The 20841-nt window shown below is 66.8% G+C and carries 19 protein-coding genes; 18 read left to right on the top strand and 1 reads right to left on the bottom strand.

The window, feature by feature from the left end:
• Positions 1 to 4 precede the first annotated feature (4 nt).
• The 18 genes from dnaQ (at position 5) to BMX36_RS12750 (ending at position 17919) form a co-directional block, all read left to right on the top strand.
• Positions 5 to 691 (top strand): DNA polymerase III subunit epsilon, encoded by a 687-nt coding sequence (gene dnaQ / locus BMX36_RS12835; protein WP_093066004.1) that lies wholly within the window; start codon positions 5 to 7, stop codon positions 689 to 691.
• A 51-nt stretch (positions 692 to 742) separates the two neighbouring features.
• A complete protein-coding gene (gene hpf, locus BMX36_RS12830) occupies positions 743 to 1339 on the top strand; it encodes a ribosome hibernation-promoting factor, HPF/YfiA family (protein ID WP_066778449.1) in 597 nt (198 codons plus the stop codon).
• Between the two features lie 13 nt (positions 1340 to 1352).
• Positions 1353 to 1832, top strand: coding sequence for a PTS sugar transporter subunit IIA (locus tag BMX36_RS12825; RefSeq protein WP_066778409.1), 480 nt, complete (start codon positions 1353 to 1355; stop codon positions 1830 to 1832).
• Positions 1822 to 2274 (top strand): PaaI family thioesterase, encoded by a 453-nt coding sequence (locus BMX36_RS12820; protein ID WP_066778410.1) that lies wholly within the window; start codon positions 1822 to 1824, stop codon positions 2272 to 2274. Before BMX36_RS12825 ends, BMX36_RS12820 begins: the two co-directional genes overlap by 11 nt.
• Positions 2271 to 2597 carry a DUF1491 family protein gene (locus tag BMX36_RS12815; RefSeq protein WP_093066002.1) on the top strand — a complete coding sequence of 109 codons (327 nt, stop codon included), beginning with the start codon at positions 2271 to 2273 and terminating at the stop codon, positions 2595 to 2597. Before BMX36_RS12820 ends, BMX36_RS12815 begins: the two co-directional genes overlap by 4 nt.
• A 202-nt stretch (positions 2598 to 2799) precedes the next feature.
• Positions 2800 to 3381: a cell wall hydrolase gene (locus tag BMX36_RS12810; protein WP_231731780.1), complete on the top strand. Its 582-nt coding sequence runs from the start codon at positions 2800 to 2802 to the stop codon at positions 3379 to 3381.
• Positions 3382 to 3460: 79 nt separating this feature from the next.
• On the top strand, positions 3461 to 3952 hold the full coding sequence (locus BMX36_RS12805; protein WP_093066389.1) for an MmcB family DNA repair protein: 492 nt from the start codon (positions 3461 to 3463) through the stop codon (positions 3950 to 3952).
• Positions 3953 to 4063: 111 nt separating this feature from the next.
• Positions 4064 to 5524 carry a carboxyl transferase domain-containing protein gene (locus BMX36_RS12800; protein WP_093066000.1) on the top strand — a complete coding sequence of 487 codons (1461 nt, stop codon included), beginning with the start codon at positions 4064 to 4066 and terminating at the stop codon, positions 5522 to 5524.
• The gene (locus BMX36_RS12795) at positions 5517 to 6308 is read left to right on the top strand and encodes an enoyl-CoA hydratase-related protein (RefSeq protein ID WP_066778417.1); all 792 of its coding nucleotides are present in this window, start codon (positions 5517 to 5519) and stop codon (positions 6306 to 6308) included. The genes BMX36_RS12800 and BMX36_RS12795 overlap by 8 nt, the downstream gene beginning before the upstream one ends.
• Positions 6309 to 6359: 51 nt before the next feature.
• Positions 6360 to 6746 carry a lysozyme inhibitor LprI family protein gene (locus BMX36_RS12790; protein WP_093065998.1) on the top strand — a complete coding sequence of 129 codons (387 nt, stop codon included), beginning with the start codon at positions 6360 to 6362 and terminating at the stop codon, positions 6744 to 6746.
• Positions 6683 to 7738 carry a biotin synthase BioB gene (gene bioB, locus BMX36_RS12785; protein WP_093065996.1) on the top strand — a complete coding sequence of 352 codons (1056 nt, stop codon included), beginning with the start codon at positions 6683 to 6685 and terminating at the stop codon, positions 7736 to 7738. Before BMX36_RS12790 ends, bioB begins: the two co-directional genes overlap by 64 nt.
• Positions 7739 to 7779: 41 nt before the next feature.
• Positions 7780 to 9759, top strand: a complete 1980-nt coding sequence (locus BMX36_RS12780; protein WP_093065994.1) for an acetyl-CoA carboxylase biotin carboxylase subunit — start codon at positions 7780 to 7782, stop codon at positions 9757 to 9759.
• A gap of 97 nt (positions 9760 to 9856) precedes the next feature.
• Positions 9857 to 11329, top strand: coding sequence for an efflux transporter outer membrane subunit (locus BMX36_RS12775; RefSeq protein WP_093065992.1), 1473 nt, complete (start codon positions 9857 to 9859; stop codon positions 11327 to 11329).
• Positions 11329 to 12696, top strand: coding sequence for an efflux RND transporter periplasmic adaptor subunit (locus BMX36_RS12770; RefSeq protein WP_093065990.1), 1368 nt, complete (start codon positions 11329 to 11331; stop codon positions 12694 to 12696). The genes BMX36_RS12775 and BMX36_RS12770 overlap by 1 nt, the downstream gene beginning before the upstream one ends.
• Positions 12693 to 13406, top strand: a complete 714-nt coding sequence (locus BMX36_RS12765) for an ABC transporter ATP-binding protein (RefSeq protein ID WP_066778431.1) — start codon at positions 12693 to 12695, stop codon at positions 13404 to 13406. Before BMX36_RS12770 ends, BMX36_RS12765 begins: the two co-directional genes overlap by 4 nt.
• 51 nt (positions 13407 to 13457) lie before the next feature.
• Positions 13458 to 14666 carry an ABC transporter permease gene (locus BMX36_RS12760; protein WP_093065988.1) on the top strand — a complete coding sequence of 403 codons (1209 nt, stop codon included), beginning with the start codon at positions 13458 to 13460 and terminating at the stop codon, positions 14664 to 14666.
• 48 nt (positions 14667 to 14714) lie between these two features.
• Positions 14715 to 17462 (top strand): [protein-PII] uridylyltransferase, encoded by a 2748-nt coding sequence (locus BMX36_RS12755; RefSeq protein WP_093065986.1) that lies wholly within the window; start codon positions 14715 to 14717, stop codon positions 17460 to 17462.
• Between the two features lie 79 nt (positions 17463 to 17541).
• Positions 17542 to 17919, top strand: coding sequence for a VOC family protein (locus BMX36_RS12750; RefSeq protein WP_093066387.1), 378 nt, complete (start codon positions 17542 to 17544; stop codon positions 17917 to 17919).
• Between the two features lie 121 nt (positions 17920 to 18040).
• Here BMX36_RS12750 and BMX36_RS12745 read toward each other — a convergent pair whose 3' ends face one another.
• The gene (locus tag BMX36_RS12745) at positions 18041 to 20812 is read right to left on the bottom strand and encodes a TonB-dependent receptor (protein ID WP_093065984.1); all 2772 of its coding nucleotides are present in this window, start codon (positions 20810 to 20812) and stop codon (positions 18041 to 18043) included.
• Between the last annotated feature and the right edge of the window lie 29 nt (positions 20813 to 20841).

The raw sequence follows: 20841 nt of genomic DNA, 5'->3' as shown, positions 1-20841 counted from the left end.
CCGAATGCGCGAGATCGTTTTCGATACCGAGACCACCGGCTTCACCTTCGGCGACGACCGCATGGTTGAGATCGGCTGTGTCGAGCTGGTGAACCGGGTGGAGACGGGGCGGACGTTTCACGCCTATTTCCATCCGGAACGGACGATGCCGCCGGGCGCTTTCGCGATCCATGGCCTGTCGGACGCGTTCCTCGCCGATAAGCCCTTGTTCCACGCGGTAGCGGAAGAACTGGTCGCTTTCATCGGTGATGCGCCGCTCATCGCGCACAATGCCTCCTTCGACTTTGGCTTCTTGAATGGGGAGCTTGGCCGCTGCGGGCGCGACATCATTTGCATGAGCCGGATGGTCGACACGCTGGCGATCGCCAAGCAGCGGCATCCCGGCGCGAAGCTGACGCTGGACGCGCTGTGCTCGCGCTACGGGATCGATCGGTCGCACCGGGTGCTGCACGGCGCGTTGCTCGACGCGCAATTGCTGGCGCAAGTCTATGTGGAGCTGATGGGCGGCCGCCAGATCGGCCTGTCTCTCGTCAGCGATATTGTGGTGGAAGAGGTGACGGTGGAGGTGGCGGCGCCGCGCGTTGCCCGTCCGCCACGCCATTTCGCACCCAATGACGAGGAACTTAGTGCGCACGCCGCGTTCATGACGAGAGTGAAGAATCCACTGTGGGGGGCCGAGGCGTCCGGTTGACGCCCAACGCTCCGGCGAATGAAGCCGGACCAGCCAATGGAGAATAGGTCGATGGATATCCGCATCTCTGGTCACCAGGTCGAAACGGGCGACGCGCTGAAGGATCATGTCGACAGCCGGCTGCAAGGCATTGCCGACAAGTATTTCAGCCGCGCGATCTCCGCTCAGGTGACCTTCGGCAAGGGGCCGCACGATGCCGGTTTTGGCTGCGACATCGTGGTTCATGTGATGCAGGGATTGGTGCTGAAAGGCCGGCACGAGGCGCATGACGCGCATCTCGCCTTTGATGGAGCGGCCGAGAAGATTGAAAAGCAGCTGCGCCGCTACATGCGCCGGCTGAAGGACCGCAACGCCGGCGAGGTGCAGGCGCTGGCGGAAAGCGCGGCCTATGACAATTTCGACAACGCCGGATACACGCTGTTCGCCGAACGGATCGGCGAGGACGATGAAGCCGTTGATGCGCCGCTGATCATCGCCGAAACGCGCGTCGACATACCGGATGCGACCGTCTCGGATGCGGTGATGATGCTGGATCTGCGCAACACGGCGGCCTTGCTGTTCAAGAATAGCGGGACGGGGGCGTACAACATGGTCTATCGCCGCGGCGACGGGACGATCGGCTGGGTCGAACCGCAGCGCGCGGGGTGAACGCCGGAACGTCATGGCCAGTGATTTGAGTGATCTGCTCCACCCCGACCTGATCGTGGTCGGGGTAACGGCAAGCAACAAGAAGATGCTGTTCCAGCAGCTGGGCGCGCTGGCCGCCCAGACGCTGGATCTGAACGCTGGCGAAGTCGCCACCGCGCTGGCCGATCGCGAAAAGCTCGGCTCCACCGGCTTCGGCGGCGGCGTCGCTTTGCCCCATGCCCGCATTCGTGATCTGCCGCGCATCGTGGTGATGATCGCCCGCCTGGTGCAGCCGGTCGAGTTCCAGGCCGTGGACGACATGCCGGTCGACCTGATCGTCGCCATCCTGTCGCCGTTCAGCGCGGGCGCCGATCATCTGAAAGCGCTGGCGCGCATATCCCATCGGCTGCGTGATCGCGGGTTCGTGGCGAAGCTGCGCGGCGCCGGCTCCCGCGATGCCATCTACGCCTTGTTGACGGCGGACGAACCGGGAAGCACCCGCGATGCGGCCTGAAGGCGCAGAAGCGCATCACCGCGCGCTGGAATCGCTCTATGGCGCCGCGCCGATCAACCAGCTGTTTGCCTCCACGCTGGAGATCCCCGAGCCGGGCGTCGCGCGCATCAGCTTCGAGATCGTACCGGCGCATTTCCATGCCGCCGGCGCAGCGCACGGCACGTCCTATTTCAAGATGCTGGACGACGCGGCCTTTTACGCCTGCAACAGCCTCATCACCGATCGCTTTCTGCTGACCACGCAGTTCAATCTCGTTCTCACCCGTCCGTTGGCGGCGGGGCCGGTGATCGCGGAAGGACGCTGGATCAGCGGCCAGCGGCGGGTGTTCGTCGGCGATGCCCGCCTGATCACCCGCGACGGGGAAGAGGTGGCGCGTGGGACCGGCACATTCATGCGCAGCCGGATCGCGCTGGCTTCCCTGCCCGGATATCGCCCCGCTTGAGCCCACGGCTCCCCTCTCACCTTATCGTATCGGCGCTGATGCGCCGGGTGAACGATGCTGGCGGTATCGCCGTTGTGCGCGCCCGCGGGGACGCCGATTCCGGCGCGATCCTGCTGCTGCTGGAGCGGGAAGAGCATTTCCTGGAACGTGCGATCGGGCTCGACGGTCGTGACTCGCTGGCGAGGAGCGGGCCCCGCCCCGAAAGCGGCGAATCGCTGGATGACTATTGGCAGCGACGCCGCAGGAATGATCCGGATCTCTGGGTGGTTGCTCTGGATATCGCGGACGGCCAACGGTTCGCCGCTGAAACCATCCTGCCTTAATTGACTCAATCGCTGGGGTATGGCGATCGAGCTTTATTGATTTTCGCGTTGTGCCGCGGCGGGTGCGATCCGCATCGGTTACGCAGTCGGGGGGGATCCCGGCCGATCGCTGTTCTTTCCGAACGCCGGATCGTGTCCGCGTACCCACCGCCCTTGATAGTGGACGATGGCTTTTCTCTCGCGGGCTGCGGTTGCCGTAGCCATGACGATTTCTTTCTTCGGCCTGAGTGCGCAGAGCACGGCCGGACTGGCTGCCGAGGTCGAGCAAATGCTCCCTCAGCCTGCCGTACTGGTGTCGGAGCCGACGCCAGCAACCATTTCCGAGCCGACAGGCTTCGATGGTGATGAACTCGCCGAGGGCGATTCGGTTGCATATCCGACGCTGGCGGCGGCAGTTGCCGCGCAGTCGACGCATGATGGCGACGATGATGCCATTCAGTGCCTCGCCGGCGCGATCTTCTATGAATCCAAGGGTGAACCGCTGTCGGGCCAGCTGGCCGTGGCAGACGTGATCATCAACCGTTCCAAGTCGGGCCGCTTCCCGTCGGACATCTGTGAAGTCGTGACCCAGCGCGGTCAGTTCGGCTTCGTTCGCGGTGGCCGCATCCCGACGATCAACGAAGACAGCCGTTCCTATCGCACCGCCGTCGCGGTGGCGAAGGTGGCACTTGCCGACGCCTGGGACAGCGACGCGGATCGCGCGCTTTACTTCAATCGCGGTCGTGCGCCCGCCTCGGGCCTGACCAAGGTCGCCTCGATCGGCAACCACATCTTCTGGCGCTAAGGCCAGCGGCGAACGGCGGCCTTCTTATCGGCCGCTGCGCCACCTTTGCATTGTTCCTGAATTGTTCTATGAAGCGGGCGTGCTGACCACGCCCGCTTCCTGCGTTGATGATCCCTCTTCTCCGTTGTGCGCGGCCGATGTCGCGCGCGGCGTCACCCGGTTGCTGCTGCGGCACGAGCTGGTGGCCATGCCGGAAGTGCCGCTCGACGGTGGCCGCCGCGTCGACCTGATGGCGCTCGATGCCCGCGGCCAGATCACCATCATCGAGATCAAGGTGTCGCGCGCCGATCTGCTGGGCGACAGCAAGTGGCAGGATTATCTGCCGCATTGCGATCGCTTCTTCTGGGCCGTGCCCGCAGGGTTCGATCACACGCCCGTCGCCGGCGAGGCCTTTCTACCGGAGCGTACCGGTCTGATCGTCGCCGATCGCTATGATGCGGCGGTCGTCCGCGAGGCGAAGACCGAAGCGATGAACACCCATGCGCGCAAGAAGTGCACGCTTGCCTTCGCCCGGCGCGCTGCGCGACGACTGCTCGCGCTGTCCGATCCGGAAGCCGTGCAGGGCTGGTGAGCCGTGGCGCGGGCCTCGCGCATTGCCCTGTTCCTGCCGCCACCTGACCGTTTTGGCATTTGCGTCCCGCGTCGCACAGGCGCAGGAAGCCCGCGCGGGCGGGAGAATGCCATGGCGGCGACGGTCGGAGAGCGGGAGGCGAGCGAAGCGCAACATGCGCGCGGCTGCCTGACTGCGCGCGAGCGGCTCGACATCCTGTTCGATCACGAAACACGTCGCGAGATCGGCGGCGCCGGCCAGGGCGTGATCACGGCGCGCGGCCTGGTACGCGGCCGACCGGTCATGGCGTTCAGCCAGGATGTGACTGATGCGGCCGGCGTCATGACCCAGGCGCAGGCCACAGCGATCGCACAACTCGTCGATCAGGCGGTGGCGACTGGCGCGCCCATCGTCGGTATCCACGATTCGCCCGGCGCGGCGCTTGTTGAGGGGCTAGCGTGCCTCACCGCGCAGGCAATGCTGATGCAGGGCCAGGCGCGGGCGCAGGGCAGGGTGCCGCAGCTATCCTTGCTGTTCGGTCCCACCGTCGGAACCGCTGCCCTGTCGCCCGGTCTCGCCGATTTCACCTTCATGCTCGACCGCGCTAGCGCTTTGTATCTGGCGGGGCCGCAGGTGCTGCGACAGGCTTTGGGAGAGATCGCGGGCGTGGACGCGCTCGGCGCGCCGTCCCTTCACGCCGCCGCCAACGGCATGGCCGATGGCGTGTTTTCGGACGAGATCGAGCTGTTGTTCGCCGCCCGCGACCTGCTGGACCTGCTTCCCACCGCCGCCGATCAGCCCGCACCATTGGTGATCACTGCTGACACGTCGGATCGGCTGGAGCCCGGCCTCGATCAGCTCGTGCCGCTCGATCCCGCCGCGCCCTATGACATGCGTGAGCTCGCGCGTGCGCTGGCCGATGAACGCGCGATCTTCGAGCTTCAGCCCGATCATGCCGCAAACATGATCTGTGCCCTTGCCCGGATCGACGGGCGCACCGTCGGTATTCTGGGCAGCCAGCCTCTGGTGCTGGGCGGGGTGATCGATTGTGCGGCGGCGCGCAAGGCAACGCGCTTCGCGCGCTTCTGCGACCGCTTCGCCATTCCCATGCTGGTCCTGCTCGATTCAACCGGCGTCCATCCCGGCGCGGCGGAGCAATCACGCGGGATCGTGCGGGATGTGGCGGATCTGCTGGCGGTGCTGGCGCGTGCAACCGTTCCGCGGATCACCCTTGTCACCCGGCGCGCGATCGGGGCTGCCTGGGCGATCTTCGCGCCGCAGCGCGGGGCGTCGGCCATCTGCTATGCCTGGCCCGGCGCGGAGATCGCCGCCATGGCCGGCGATGCCGCGGCGGCGCTGCTCTTCGAAACGGGCGATGAACAGAAAAAGCGTGACTATGCCGCCGCTATCGCTGATCCCTCTCACGCCGTGACGGCTGGGTTCGTCGATGCGGTGATCCGTCCTGCCACAACCCGGCAGACGATCGCCGCGGCGCTGCGCCACGCAGCGCCTGCGCAGGAATTCGGCAGCATGCTGCCAAAGCCTTCTCCAACCGGAGCGGGACATACGAGGGAGAGAAACCGAAATGGCTGATTACGAAACGATCCTGACCGAGAAGAAGGGCGATGTCCTGGTCGTCACGCTGAACCGGCCGGAGCGGCTGAACGCAGCATCGATCCAGCTCGCCGAGGATCTGACGGTCGCGCTATACGATCTGCAGGGCGCGCGCGCGGTGCTGCTGACGGGTGCCGGCCGGGCATTCTGCTCGGGCGCCGATCTCCAGGCGCGCGGCGGCGGCGATACGCGCGTGAAAGGCGGCGATACGAGCCACCGCGCGCTGATGAACTTCTACAATCCGCTCATGTCGCAGATCATGAACCTGCCGGTGCCGGTGGTGACGGCGGTCAACGGTCCGGCGGCCGGCGTCGGCTGCTCCATGGGCCTGTCCGGCGACTTCGTGTTCGCGGGCAAGAGCGCTTATTTCCTCCAGGCATTCGTCAACATCGGCCTGGTGCCGGATGGCGGCTCCACCTGGCTGCTCGCGAAGGCGATCGGCAAGGCGCGCGCCACGCAGATGATGATGCTGGGTGAGCGGATCGGCGCCGAGCAGGCCGAACAATGGGGCCTGATCTACAAGGCGGTGGATGACGACAAGCTCATGGACGAGGCGCTCGCGCTCGCCACGCGCCTTGCTGCCGGGCCGACCGTTGCTCTGTCGGCAATGCGCAAGAACATCCAGGTCGCGCTGGACGGCACCTTCGATCAGGTGCTGCGCGCCGAAGCCGAGGGCCAGCGGCTGGCCGGCGGATCCGAGGATTCGCGCGAAGGCGGCCTGAGCTTTCTCGAGAAGCGCAAGCCGGCGTTCAAGGGCCGTTGAGCATCCATCCCGTCCCGGTGCGTTGGTGCCGGGACGGATCATGGAGGTACGATGACCAAGGTTTCTGCAACGGCGCTTCTGCTGGCCGTTCTCGCGTCCGCCCAGCCTGCCGGCGCCCAGACCCAGGCGCAAATGAATGCGCAGGCGGCCAATGACCTGCGCCGCGCCGATGCCGCGCTGAACGCGCAATGGAAACAGACCTACGCCGGCATGAAGGATCGCGATGCGCAGAATGCCGCGCGGGGCGGCGGCTTCGGCTACGCGGCGGCCACTCTTGCCAGCCAGCGCGCATGGCTGCAGTTCCGTGATCGGCAGTGTGTGATCGAGGGCGGCCAATATGCCGGCGGCTCACTGCAAGGGTTCGCGCGGGGGCAATGCCTCACGCGATTGACCCGGGAGCGGACCAAACAATTGAAGGATCTGATGTGGACGCGGTGACCCGCAACGATTGGACCCGCGACGAGATCGCGGCGCTGTTCGACCTGCCGTTCGACGAGCTGATGTGGCGGGCGCAGGGCGTGCACCGCGCGCATCATGCGGTGGGCGAGGTGCAGCTCTGCACGTTGCTGTCGATCAAGACCGGCGGCTGCCCGGAGGACTGCGGCTATTGTTCGCAGTCCGCTCATGCCGAAACGGGGGTGAAGGCGACCAAGCTGATGGATGTGCGCGCCGTGCTGCAGCGGGCGGCGGAGGCGCGCGACGCCGGCAGCCAGCGTTTCTGCATGGGCGCGGCGTGGCGCAATCCCAAGGACCGCGACATGGATGCGATCGTTTCCATGATCCAGGGTGTGCGCGCCATGGGCATGGAAACGTGCATGACGCTGGGCATGCTGACGCCCTCGCAGGCGCAGCGGCTCGCCGATGCCGGGCTCGATTACTACAACCACAACATCGATACCTCGCCGGAGCGCTATGGGGAGGTGATCACCACCCGGTCGTTCGGCGAGCGGTTGGAAACGCTGGAGCATGTACGCGAAGCGGGCATCAACGTGTGCTGCGGCGGGATCGTGGGGATGGGGGAGACGCGGGAGGATCGGGTCGGCTTCGTCCATGCGCTCGCCACCATGCCGCGCCATCCCGAAAGCGTGCCGGTCAACGCGCTGGTGCCGGTGAAGGGCACGGTGCTGGGCGACATGCTGGCCGATACGCCGCTCGCCAAGATCGACGATATCGAGTTCGTCCGCACCGTTGCCGTTGCGCGGATCACCATGCCGCTCAGCATGGTGCGCCTGTCCGCCGGTCGTGAATCGATGGGTGAGGCGACCCAGGCGCTGTGCTTCATGGCCGGGGCCAATTCGATCTTCACCGGCGACAAGCTGCTGACCGCCGGTAATCGCGGCGACAGCGCCGATGCCACGTTGTTCGCCAAGCTTGGCGTTCGGCCGATGGTGGCGGAGGAGCCGATGCGCGCCTGCGAGCCAGCGGCGTAACGCCAGCGGGCGGCAAGGTGCGCGGCGGACGGGGACAACGCATGTTCGGCAAGATCCTGATCGCCAATCGCGGCGAGATCGCCTGTCGGATCATTCGCACGGCGCGTCGGATGGGCATCGCGACGGTGGCGGTCTATTCCGATGCCGATGTCCGCGCGCCGCATGTCGCGCTGGCGGACGAAGCGGTGCGGATCGGCCCCGCCGCGGCGAGCGAAAGCTATCTCGACGCCGATCGCATCCTTGCCGCCGCCCGTGCGACAGGCGCGACGGCGATCCACCCGGGCTACGGCTTCCTCTCCGAACGCGCCTCCTTCGCCACGGCATGCGCCGACGCGGGAATCACCTTCATCGGCCCCCCGCCGCAGGCGATCGCCGCCATGGGCGACAAGATCGCCTCCAAGGAGCTTGCCCGCGCCGCCGGCGTCAACGTCGTACCTGGCCATCCCGCTGCGATCGAAAGCGTGGCGGAGGCGGCGGCGGTGGCTGCCGGCATCGGTTATCCGATCATGATGAAGGCGTCGGCGGGCGGCGGCGGCAAGGGGATGCGGCTGGCGCACGACGAGGCCGAGCTTCGCGCGGGCTTTGACGCGACCCGGCGAGAGGCGCTCGCCAGTTTCGGCGATGATCGCGTGCTGATCGAACGGTTCATCGAACACCCGCGCCACATCGAGATTCAGCTGCTCGGCGACCGGCACGGCAACATCGTCTATCTCGGCGAGCGCGAATGCTCGATCCAGCGCCGCCACCAGAAGGTGGCGGAGGAAGCGCCGTCGCCTTTCGTCACCCCGGCGATGCGTCGCGCGATGGGCGAGCAGGCGGTCGCGCTCGCCCGGGCGGTCGGCTATCACAGCGCGGGCACGGTCGAGCTGATCGTGTCGGGCGCCGATCCGAGCGGCGAAAGTTTCTACTTTCTCGAAATGAACACCCGGCTCCAGGTGGAGCATCCCGTCACCGAAGCAGTGACTGGCCTAGATCTGGTGGAGCAGATGATCCGCATCGCCGCAGGTGAGCCGCTTGGCTTTTCGCAGTCGGACGTGCGCCTGAACGGCTGGGCGATCGAGACGCGCGTTTATGCCGAGGATCCCTATCGCGAGTTCCTCCCCAGCACCGGGCGCCTGGTCCGGTATCGCCCGCCCCCGGCCGCGCGCGCTGCGGGTTCGGCGCATACGGATGGCGCTGCCGTCACCCGCATCGACGGTGGCGTGGCGGAAGGCGGCGAGGTCAGTCGCTTCTACGATCCGATGATCGCCAAGCTGATCACCTGGGCCCCGACGCGCGAGGCGGCGGTGGCGGCGCAGGTCGATGCGCTTGATGCGTTCGTCATCGAAGGCCCCGCCACCAACATCGATTTTCTGTCCGCGCTGATGCAGCATCCGCGTTTTCGCAGCGGCGATCTCAGCACCGGCTTCATCGCGGAGGAATATCCGCGCGGGTTCAGCGGCGCGCCTGCCGCAGCTTCCCTGCTGCACGGCCTTGCCGGACTCGCCGCGCTCATGGCGGTGGCGCATGAGCGCACTTCTGCCGAGCAGGACTGGGCCGTGCGGATCGGCGCGCAGGATTTCGACGTCATCCTGTCCGGCCAGTCGGTGACGGTGAACGGCGACACGCTTGCCCTGTCGCACGATTATACCCCCGGGGCGGTGGCATGTCGCCTGCGCCTGGGCGACGAAACGTTGGTGGTGCAGGTGACGCGCACGCGTACTGGATTCCTCCTCCACACGCGCGGCGCGCGCCACGCCGTGCGTGTCCTGCCGCAGCGGATCGCCGGCTATGCGCGTCACCTGATCGCGCCGGCCGCAGCGGATCGGACGCGGACGATCACCGCGCCCATGCCGGGGCTGCTTGTCCGGCTGGACGTCGCGGCTGGTGACGAGGTCATCGCCGGACAGGCGCTCGGCGTGATTGAGGCGATGAAGATGGAAAATGTGCTTCGCGCCGAGATCGACGGGAAGGTGGCGGCGGTGTGCGTCTCGACGGGCGAGAGCGTCACGGTGGATCAGGTGCTGATCGAGCTCGCCTGATTGTCCACTTGGCCCGCGTCGCCCTCTCCCCCCCTTGCGACAAATCGCGACACAAAAGCGCTGGACCCTTCCACGCCGCCCAACCATTTCGGCAGGCATGACGCGTTTGCGGATTTCGCTTCTCCTCTTCGCCGCGCTTGGCGGATGTACCGTCGGTCCCGATTATCGGCCACGCAGCGCCGCCGAGCTGGGCGTGCCGGACAGCTTTTCGGTCACCGCCGCGCCTACGCGCGAGGATCTCACCCGTTGGTGGCGCAGCTTCGACGATCCGGTGCTTGGGCAGCTGGTGGAGCAGGCGGCGGCAAGAAACCTCGACCTGGCGCAGGCCGCCGCCCGGCTGCGGCAGGCGCGCGAGGCGCTGGTGCAGAGCCGCGCCAGCCTGTTGCCCACGGTGAACGGGTCGGCGGGCTACAGCCGGTCTGAAACGCTGCGTGGCGGGCAGACGCTGATCACCCTGCCGGACGGCACGACGCAGAGCATCGGCGGTGGCGGCGGCTCCAATTTCTCGCTCGGGCTGGATGCGCAATATCAGCTCGGCCTGTTCGGCGAGGTGCGCCGCACGGTGGAGGCGAGCCAGGCGCAATATGAGGCGTCCGGCTATGATCAGGCGACGGTGCTCCTGTCGGTCCAGGCCGAGGTCGCGCGCAATTACGTCCTGGCGCGGCTTTATCAGCTGCAACTCGCCAATGCGCGCGACAGCCTGGCGCTGCAGGACGACAATCTGGAGATCGCCGGTTTCCGCGTGCAGGCCGGTCTTGTTTCCAGTCTCGACCAGGAACAGGCGCGGGTGCAGCGGGCGCAGACGGCCGCCTCCGTTCCGCTGATCGAGCAGCAATATAACGCCGCCGTGGCGCGCATCGGCGTGCTCACCGGCGCGGCACCCGGCGCGCTGAAGCCGCTCCTCGCCGCGACCCGGCCGATCCCGCGCGGACCGGAAAGCGCCGGCGTCGGCATCCCCGCCGATGTGCTGCGACAGCGGCCCGACGTGCGCGCGGCCGAACGCAGCCTTGCCGCCGCGACCGCGCAGACCGGCGTCGCCAAGGCGCAGCTCTATCCCGCGCTGGCGATCAGCGGAAATATCAACTCCAGTGCCGGCAATCTCGGCGGCCTGCTGGAAACGGTGACCGGTGGCCTCTTTGCCGGGCTCACGCAGGCGATCTTCAACGGCGGGCGGCTGAGCAGCCAGGTGCGCGGCGCCGAGGCTGCCGCCGATGCGGCGTTCGCCGCCTACAAGCAGACCGTGCTGGTCGCGCTGGAGGATATCGAGAATGCCGTCATAGCGCTCCGCACGGCGGAGGCGCGCGAGCGTGAGTTCGCCGTGGCGCTGGAGGCGGCGAACAATTCCGCGATCCTCAGCCGCAGCCAATATCGCACTGGCCTCACCGATTTCACCACGTTGAGCCAGCAGGAAGCGTCGCTGCTCTCCGCCCGCAACAGCGCCGCCCAGGCGCGCGCCGATCATGCCACCGCGCTGATCCAGCTCTACACCGCGCTGGGCGGCGGCTGGAACTCGGGCGCGGCGCCCCAGGCAATCTTACCCCCGAACAACACGCAGGACGGAACCCGCTGATGGCGACCGAGCAACTTGACGATTTCCTCGGGGTGAAGCCGCAGCCGGCATGGCGTCGTTGGGTGAAATGGGGCGGGATCGCGCTTGGCGTGATCCTGCTGGTGCTGCTTGGCCTGCGATTGTTCGGGTCGAGCGCGGCGGTGGGCTATGCCACGGCGCCGGTGCGGCGCGGCGACCTGACGGTCACCGTGTCGGCGACGGGCAAGCTCGCGCCGACCAATCAGGTGACGGTCGGCTCGCAGCTTTCGGGCCTGGTCACGCGCGTGGTGGTCGACGTGAACGATCGCGTCACGGCGGGGCAGGCGCTGGCGCTCATCGATCCCGAACAGATCGATGATCAGATCCGCGCCGGCCAGGCGCAGCTGAACGCCAATATCGCCAGCGTGAATCAGGCGCGCGCCACTGTTGCCGAGGCGCAGGCGCAGCTTGCCCGGCTGGAGGAAGTGTATCGCCTGTCGAACGGGCGCGTGCCGTCGCAAACCGAGTTGCAGACCGGCCGCGCCAATGCGCAGCGCGCGGTTGCCGCCCAGCGCGTGGCGGAGGCGAATGTCGCCGCCGCGCGCGCGAACCTCGCGCAGAACCAGACGCAGCGGCAACGCGCCATCATCCGCTCGCCCGTCAACGGCGTGGTGCTCGCGCGTCAGGTCGATCCGGGTCAGACCGTCGCCGCGTCGTTCAACACGCCGACGCTGTTCGTGATCGCCGAGGATCTCAGCAAGATGAAGCTGGAGGTCGCCATTGACGAGGCCGACGTGGGATCGGTGAAGGAAGGGCAGGCGGCAAGCTTTACCGTGGATGCGTTCCCCGGGCGCACCTTCCCAGCGACGATCACCCGCGTCGATCTCGGCTCGAACCTGACCGCCAGCACCGCGACCTCGTCCTCCAGCAGCACCTCGTCGGGAACGTCCACCACCGGTCAGGTCGTGTCCTATGCGGCCGATCTCACCGTGGCGAACCCGACCATGGAATTGCGCCCGGGCATGACCGCGACGGCCGATATCGTCACCAGCGACAAGAAAAACGTGCTGCTGGTGCCCAACGCCGCCTTCCGCTTCAAGCCGACCACGGCCGGGGCGAGCGGCGACGGCGGCATCGCCGGATCGCTCACCTTCCGCCCGCGCCGCGATCGGCCGGAGCGCCAGGCGACGCTTGGCCGCGGGGCGCAGCAGACGTTGTATGTGAAGGGTGCCGATGGGCAGCCACAGGCGGTGCAGGTGACCACCGGCGATACCAACGGCTCGGTGACGGAGGTGCTTTCCGGCGGCCTGAAGCCGGGCATGGAAGTGATCACCGGGCAGCTTTCCGGCAGCGAAGGCGGCAGTGGCAGTGGCAGTGGTAGCGGCCAGCAGCGGCAGCGCGCGGGATGACCGATCCGATCATCTCGATGCGCAACGTCACCAAGGTCTATGGCAGCGGGCCAACCGCGTTTCAGGCACTGAAGGGCGTGGACCTCGACATCGCCGCCGGCGATTTCGTCGCCGTGATGGGCCCGTCGGGCTCGGGCAAGTCCACCACCATGAACATCCTCGGCTGCCTGGACGTGCCCAGCGCCGGCACCTTTCTGTTCCGCGGCCATCATGTGGAGACTTTGGACCGCGATCAGCGGGCATTGCTGCGGCGCCGCTATCTCGGCTTCGTGTTTCAGGGCTTCAACCTCTTGAGCCGCACCAGCGCGCTGGAGAATGTCGAGCTGCCGCTGCTGTACCGCGGCGATGATCGCAAGAGCCGGCGCGATGCCGGCATGGCGGCGCTGGACAAGGTGGGTCTCGCCGATTGGTGGGATCATACGCCCGCCGAGCTTTCCGGCGGCCAGCAGCAACGCGTCGCCATCGCGCGCGCGATCGTCACCCGCCCTGACGTGCTGCTCGCGGACGAACCGACCGGCAATCTCGATTCCGAACGCTCGGTCGAGATCATGGAATTGCTCACCGGGCTGAACCGCGACAGCGGGATCACCGTTTTGATGGTGACGCACGAGCCCGACATGGCGGCGTTCGCCCGCACCGTGGTCCACTTCAAGGACGGGCTGGTCGAGCGGGTCGATGCGAACCACCGGATGGGGGAGGGGGTCGCGTGATGCACGGGCACCATCGCCCTTTCACCCGACAGGTGGGAGGACACTGAGGTCATGTTCGGCACCACCTTCGTTCTCGCGATCCGCTCGATCCGCCGCCACTTGCTGCGCTCGTTCCTGACGATCCTCGGCATCGTCATCGGCGTTGCCGCCGTGGTCGCCATGGTGACGCTCGGCAAGGCGACCACCAGCGCCGTGCAGCAACAGATCGCCGCGCTGGGCACCAACGTGCTGCAGATCCGCCCCGGCCAGGGCTTCGGCCGTGGCGGCGGTGGGCCGCGCCCGCCCGATTTCGACCCGGATGACGTGACCGCGATCGCGCAGCAGGTGGCTGGCGTCACCGCCGTCGCCCCGCAGGCGTCGACCACCGCGACGGCCATCTACGAAGGCGCGAACTGGTCCACCACCGTTCAGGGCACCACCAATGCCGTCTTCACCGTCCAGCCCTGGCCACTCGCGCAGGGGCGGTACTGGACGCCGGCGGAGGAACAGGCGGGCAAGGCGGTGTGCGTCATCGGCAATACGGTGCGCCAGAACCTGTTCCGTGGCGGGGAAGCGATCGGCCACCGCATGCGCATCGGCGCGATCAGCTGCGACGTGATCGGCGTGCTCACCGCGCGCGGCCAGGCCGGATTTGGCGGCGATCAGGATGATACGGTGGTGATGCCGATCAAGGCGGTGCAGCGCCGCTTCACCGGCAGCCGCGACGTGCGGCTGATGCTGGTCGGCGTGGATCAGGCCTATTCGACCAGCGCGGTGCAGGCGTCGATCAGCGATCTGCTGCGCGAACGGCGCAACATCTCCGGCGGCAAGCAGGACGATTTCAACATCTTCGATACCAAGCAGATCAGCGACACGCTGACCGGCACGACCACCCTGCTGACCCGCATCGTCGCGGCGGTGGCCGCGATCAGCCTGGTGGTCGGTGGCATCGGCATCATGAACATCATGCTCGTGTCGGTGACGGAACGTACGCGTGAGATCGGCATCCGCCTGGCGATCGGCGCCGTGGCGAACGAGGTATTGCTGCAGTTCCTGGTGGAGGCCGTGGTGCTGTCCATGCTTGGGGGGCTGGTCGGCCTGGTGCTGGCGCAGCTCGTCATCGCGGTTGCCACGCCGCTGATGCAGGTGCCGTGGACGTTCGATCCCAGCATCAATGTCGTGGCCTTTGCCATCGCCGCGGTCATCGGGGTGGTGTTCGGCTACTTCCCGGCGCGGCGCGCGGCGGGGCTGAACCCGATTGATGCCCTGCGGCACGAGTGACGGATAGGGGCATGGCCACGTGCGCATGTGCCGCTTACATCGGGACGCATGAGCACGCGCTTTGACAATCTGACCAACCGTCGCGCGATCATTGATCGGCGCGTGATTGCGGAAGCCTTGGCGGCGCTTGATCCGGGCGATCCGGCGCTGCTCCGCCGCGAGGCGACGACGATGCTGAAGGACGCGCTTGAGGCGGGGCGCGCGGAGATCGCCCGGCGGCTGGGCGAACGGCCCTCCCGCGGGCTGGAGGCCGCCAATGCGCAGGCCTTTCTGGTCGATCAGTTGCTTAAACTACTGTTCGATCTCGTCACGCAGCGGCTCTACCCGCTCAGCAATCCGACGGCGGCGGAGCGGCTGACGCTGGTGGCGGTCGGCGGCTATGGGCGCGGCGAGATGGCGCCCTTTTCGGATGTCGACATCGGCTTTCTGACCCCCTGGAAGCAGACGCCCTGGGCCGAGCAGGTCATTGAATCGATCCTTTATGCGCTATGGGATCTGGGCCTGAAGGTCGGCCATTCCTCCCGCTCGCTCGATGAGATGGTGCGCCAGGCCAAGGGTGACGTCACGATCCGCACCGCGCTGCTCGAAGGGCGGTTCGTCTGCGGTGACGAAGCCTTGTACGAGGAATCGCAGGCGCGCTTCCGCAACGAGGTGACGCGCGGCACCGAGCGTCAGTTCATTGCCGACAAGCTGGCGGAGCGGAATGCGCGCCACGTGAAGATGGGCGATAGCCGCTACGTCGTCGAACCCAATGTGAAGGAAGGAAAGGGCGGCCTGCGCGACATTCACGCGCTCTTCTGGATCGGCAAATATGTCTATGACGTCGATCGCGCCGCCCAGCTGGTGGGCAAGGGGCTGTTCACGCCGGCCGAATACCGGCTGTTCCACCGCGCGGACAATTTCCTCTGGGCGGTGCGCTGCCACCTGCATCTCGTGGCGGGCCGCGCGGAGGACCGGCTGACCTTCGACATGCAGCGCGAGATTGCGGAGCGGATGCGCTACGCCGACCGGCCGGGCAAGGCCGCGGTTGAGCGGTTCATGCAATTCTACTTCCTTCAGGTGAAGACGGTCGGCGCACTGACGGGCGTGTTTCTGGCGCACGTCGATGATCTGTTTGCCGCGCGCGGCCGCCGCTTCGGTTTGCCCCGCCTGCGCCGCCGCCCGGGCAAGCTTCACGGTTTCGTCCTGGATCGCGGTCGCCTCGCCCTGCCGCACGACGGCTTTTTCGCCGAGGATCCGACCCGCCTGATCGAGATCTTCCAGCTGGCGGATCTGCATGGGGTGGAGATCCATCCGCTCGCCATGCGCGCCGCCACGCGCGATGCGAAGCTGGTGGATGAGGTGCGCACCGATCCGCGCGCCAATGCGCTGTTCCTGGATCTGCTGACGTCGCGCCACGATCCCGAAACCGTGCTGCGATGGATGAACGAGGCCGGCGTGTTCGGCCGCTTCGTGCCCGATTTCGGGCGCGTCGTCGCGCAGATGCAGTTCGACATGTATCACCATTACACGGTGGACGAGCACACGATCCGCGCGATCGGCCTGCTCGCGCGGATCGAGCGCGGGGACTTTGTCGTCGAACATCCGCTGGCATCGGAAATCCTGCCGCAGATCGTGTCACGCCGCGTGCTGTATGTCGCCGTGCTGCTGCACGACATCGCCAAGGGGCGGGGCGGCGATCACTCGATCCTGGGCGCGGCGGTGGCGGAGCGGCTCTGCCCGCGTTTCGGCCTGACGCGCGCCGAGACGGAGACGGTGGCGTGGTTGGTCCGTTATCACCTGCTAATGTCGGCCACCGCCTTCAAGCGCGACCTGTCGGATTTCAAGACGATCCTCGACTTCACCGATGTCGTGCAATCGGCGGAGCGGCTGCGGCTGCTGCTGGTGCTCACCATCGTGGACATCCGCGCCGTCGGGCCGGGCACGTGGAACAGCTGGAAGCGGCAGCTGCTCGGAGACCTTTACGAGTCCGCCGAGGAGGTGCTTCGCCTCGGGCACAAGCAGCGCGGGCGGGAGGAGCGGATCGCCGCCAAGCAGGCCGCGCTTGCCGACAGCCTGGGGTGGGACGCGGCCACCATGGCCGCCTATGTCCGCCGCTTTCCGGAGGCATATTGGATCGCGGAGCCCGATGATGTGCTCGCCCATAACGCGCGTTTCGTCGCGGGGGTGGGGCAGGCGCAGCTCGCCATCGATGCGCAGGTCTATGCCCAGCGCGGCGCGACGCTCGTCACCGTCTATGCCGCCGACCATCCCGGCATCTTCTATCGCATCGCCGGCGCGATCCACGTCGCGGGGGGCAACATCATCGACGCGCGCATCCACACCACGCGCGATGGCATGGCGGTGGACAATTTCCTCGTCCAGGATCCCTTCGGCCGGCCGTTTGACGAACCCGAACAGCTGGACCGGCTGCAGACCGCGATCGAGGATGCCCTGGCGAACCGCGGCAAATTGGTCGAGCGGCTGAAGGCGAAGCCGCTGCCCCGGGTGCGCGCCGATGCCTTTCGCATCGAGCCTAATGTGCTGATCGACAACAAGGCCTCCAACCGCTTCACGGTCGTGGAGGTGAATGCGCGCGATCGCCCGGCGCTCCTGAACCAGCTCGCCCATGCGCTGTTCCAGTCCAAGGTGACGATCCATTCCGCCCATGTCTCCACTTATGGTGAGCGGGCGGTGGACACCTTCTACCTCACCGACCTCACCGGCGACAAAATCGCCGGCGGCCCGCGGTTGAAGACGCTGGAGAAACGGCTGCTCGATGCGGCGGTGGGGCGCATGGTGGAGCTTGCGGCCTGACGATCGCCCGACCAGGATCGTCATCCGGCTTTTTGACCGGAACTCGGATCAGGTCCAGGGTGACAAGAGGGAGAGTGACATGCCGGTACTCGGAATGGGCGGGCTGTTTTTCCGCGCGCAGGATCCCGACGCGCTCAGCGCCTGGTATCGTGACCGCCTTGGCGTGGGCGCAGGATGCACCGGTGAGGGCGAGGCCAGCGAATGGTTCTGGCAGGTGCAGGGTGGGCCGATGGTATTCGCGCCGTTCAAGGCGACTACGGACTATTTCCCGCGCGACAAGGCGTTCATGATCAACCTTCGGGTGAGCGGCCTTGCAGACCTGATCCGTGATCTATCCGCCGCCGGCATCGCCGTTGAGACCCGCGCGGAGTGGGATACACCGGAAACCGGCCGCTTCGCCCGCATCCACGATCCCGAGGGCAACGCGATCGAATTGTGGGAACCGCCAGCCGCCTGATCCTTGGCCCGCATCGGCCGTCCCTGAAACGCAAATGCCCCGGCTTCAGCCTGACTGAAGCCGGGGCAAGGATGCGGCATGGGAGGCGGATTGCTCCGCCACCCCCTTTGATCAGAGACGATCAGAAGCGCTTGCGCAGCGTCACGCCATAGGTGCGCGGCTCCGCCAGGAAGGCGGAGAACAGCTGGTTCGCCGGCGTGGTGCCCAGACGGATCGTCTGGCCCAGGCTGCCCGCGCCCTGGAACGGCGCGTTGAACGCGACCTGCTGATAATCCTCGTTGAGGAGGTTCTGCGCCCAGGCCTCGATCGACCAATTCTGGTCCGGCCCGCGCACACCGATACGTGCGTTCATCAGGAAGAAGCCGTCCTGCTCCTTCTCGTAGAACAGGTCCGAACCGGTGTTATAGTCACTGGTCATGCGGCCATCGACGTAGAACAGGCCGGTCAGGCCCGTGCTGCCGAGGTCCGGCGTCCAGCTGACCGAGCCCGTCACCACGTTGCGCGGTGCGTTCGACATCTGGCTGCCGGCGAGCAGGAACAGCGCCGGGTCAAGCGCTTCGCCCGAGGCCGAGCCCACCAGGTTGCGGCGGAACTTGGTGTCAGCCAGCGTGTAGCCCAGGTTCACGGCGAAGTTGCGCGCCGGGTACAGGCCCAGTTCCACTTCGACACCCTGGCTGCGCACGCCGGGCTTCACGTCCGCCGAGCAGGCGCCGGTCGCGGCCGAGCCGTCCTGATCGCCGCCGTTCAGGCTTTCCGAGCACGACCCGATGTTCTGCACGACATAATTGGTGCCGTTGAACGTGTTGAGCTGGAAGTTCTCGAAGTCCGAACGGAACACGGTGACGTTCGCAGTGAACTGGCGCGTCGAATATTTCACGCCCGCTTCGTAGCTGTCGACCTTCTCCGGATCGAAGCGCAGGTTGGTCACGTCGCTCGAGGAGCGCGGGAACAGCGCCGAGCCGAGATCCGACCGGTCGAGATTGTAGCCACCCGCCTTGTAGCCGCGCGAATAGCTTGCGTAGAGCATCAGGTCGCGCGTCGGCTTCCACGAGATCACGCCCGTGCCGGTGAACTCGTCCTCGCTGAAGTCGTCCTGCAGGTCGAGGCCGTTGAGCGCCACGGACGAGTTGCCGGTGCAGCCCAGAGTGATGATGCCGCCGGCAAGCGACGCCAGCGCCGGGTTGGCGAGAAGCCCGCCAAGGCCGCCCTGCGCCGTGCCCGACTGAAGCGCCGGGCAGACGGTGTTGGTGTTCTCGAAGTTGGCGCGGAACGCCTTCGCTTCATGCGTCCAGCGCAGGCCGGCGGTGATCGAGAGCGTATCGGTCAGCTTGAAGATGTTGTGCGTGAAGAACGCGTAATTCTCGCTGTCCTGATAATAACGCGCATTGTTGTCGCCCAGGTTGTTGAGCGTCGAGAGGCGACGAAGGTTGCCGATGATCAGCGGGGCTGCCGCGCCGAGCGCGCCGGTCAGCGCCGCCGTACCCGTCGGGGTGAGACAGCCCGGCTGCGTCGGATCGCGCAGCGCCGCGGCCGGGTTGATCGTCGCAACGATGCGGCACGAGGCGAACGCGCCGTACTGCGAGCCGAACTGGAGGTTGTCGCCAACCACCAGATCCTCGTTCGAATAATAGCCGCCGACGAGCCAGTCGAGGCGATCGTCGAACAGCGAGCCCTGCAGGCGCAGTTCCTGGGTGAAGGTGTGGAACTGACGGAACGCGCGGCCATCGTCGGCGCGATAGCCGATGTCGACATTGCCATAGTCGATGTCGGAAGCGTTGCCGGCGTTATATTCGCGATAGGCGGTGATCGACGTCAGCGAGGCATTGCCGAAGTTATAGTCGATCTGCATCGACCCGCCGTAATCCTTGGTCACGTTCGAATAGGCGCGGCCCGGCGAATTGGCGATCTGGCGGTTGTACGGATCACCCGCGCTCGGGAAGATGCCGCCCATGCTGCGCAGCACGTCGACGATGCGATTGCCGTTCGGGTTGATGGTGAAGTCACCGGGCTGGCCCGGGGTCGGATCCAGCTTCTCGCGCAGGTCGACATATACCGCGCCGCAGCACTTTTCATCGCGCCAGGTGTAATCGCCCAGCAGGCGGATCGTCAGGTCGCTGGTCGGTTCGAACAGCAGCTGGCCGCGCACGAACCAGCGGTTGCGATCGTTATAGTCGGTGTCGTTGACGACATCGTCCAGGAAGCCGTCGCGCTTGTTGAACACGCCATCGAGGCGGAACGACAGCACGTCCTGCACGATCGGGCCCGTGACGGCGCCGGCCAGGCGGATGTTGTCGTAATTGCCGTAGGTGCCCTCGAGATAACCGCCAAACTCGTCGTCCGGCTGCTTGGTGTAGATGTTGATCGCACCTGCCGATGCGTTGCGGCCGGAGAGCGTGCCCTGCGGCCCGCGCAGCACCTCGATCCGGTCCACTTCGCCGATGTCGTTCAGGCCCGAACCGGTGCGGCTGCGATACACGCCGTCGATGAACACCGCGACCGAGCTTTCGAGACCGGGGTTGTCGCCCACAGTGCCGATGCCGCGAACGCGGGCGGTGGCGTTGGCTTCGCTGCCAGTGGAGGACACCTGGAGCGAGGGGGCGAGCTGCGCCACACCGCGAATGTCATTTGCGCCCGAGTTCAAGAGAGCGGCCTGGCTGACGGCGGAAACGGCGATCGGCACGTCGGCAAGGCGCTCGGCGCGGCGGGTGGCGGTGACGACAATGTCGCCTGCGCCCATTTCAGTGGCACCGAGATCGGTATCGCTGGCGGGAGCAGCCTGGGGCTGATCGACCGAGCCGGCGGCGGTGGGATCCTGGCTCGGCTGTTCCTGCGCAAGGGCGGGAAGGGCGGCAAACAGGACGGCGGTGGATAGAAGCGAGGCTACGCGACGCATCGGGCTCTCCGGTTATTTTTTTGGTTCGA

Source organism: Sphingomonas sp. OV641, from assembly GCF_900109205.1.
GTDB lineage: Bacteria > Pseudomonadota > Alphaproteobacteria > Sphingomonadales > Sphingomonadaceae > Sphingomonas.
The sequence above is the reverse complement of the archived record's forward strand: the minus strand, read 5'-3'. Positions and strand labels throughout refer to the sequence as shown.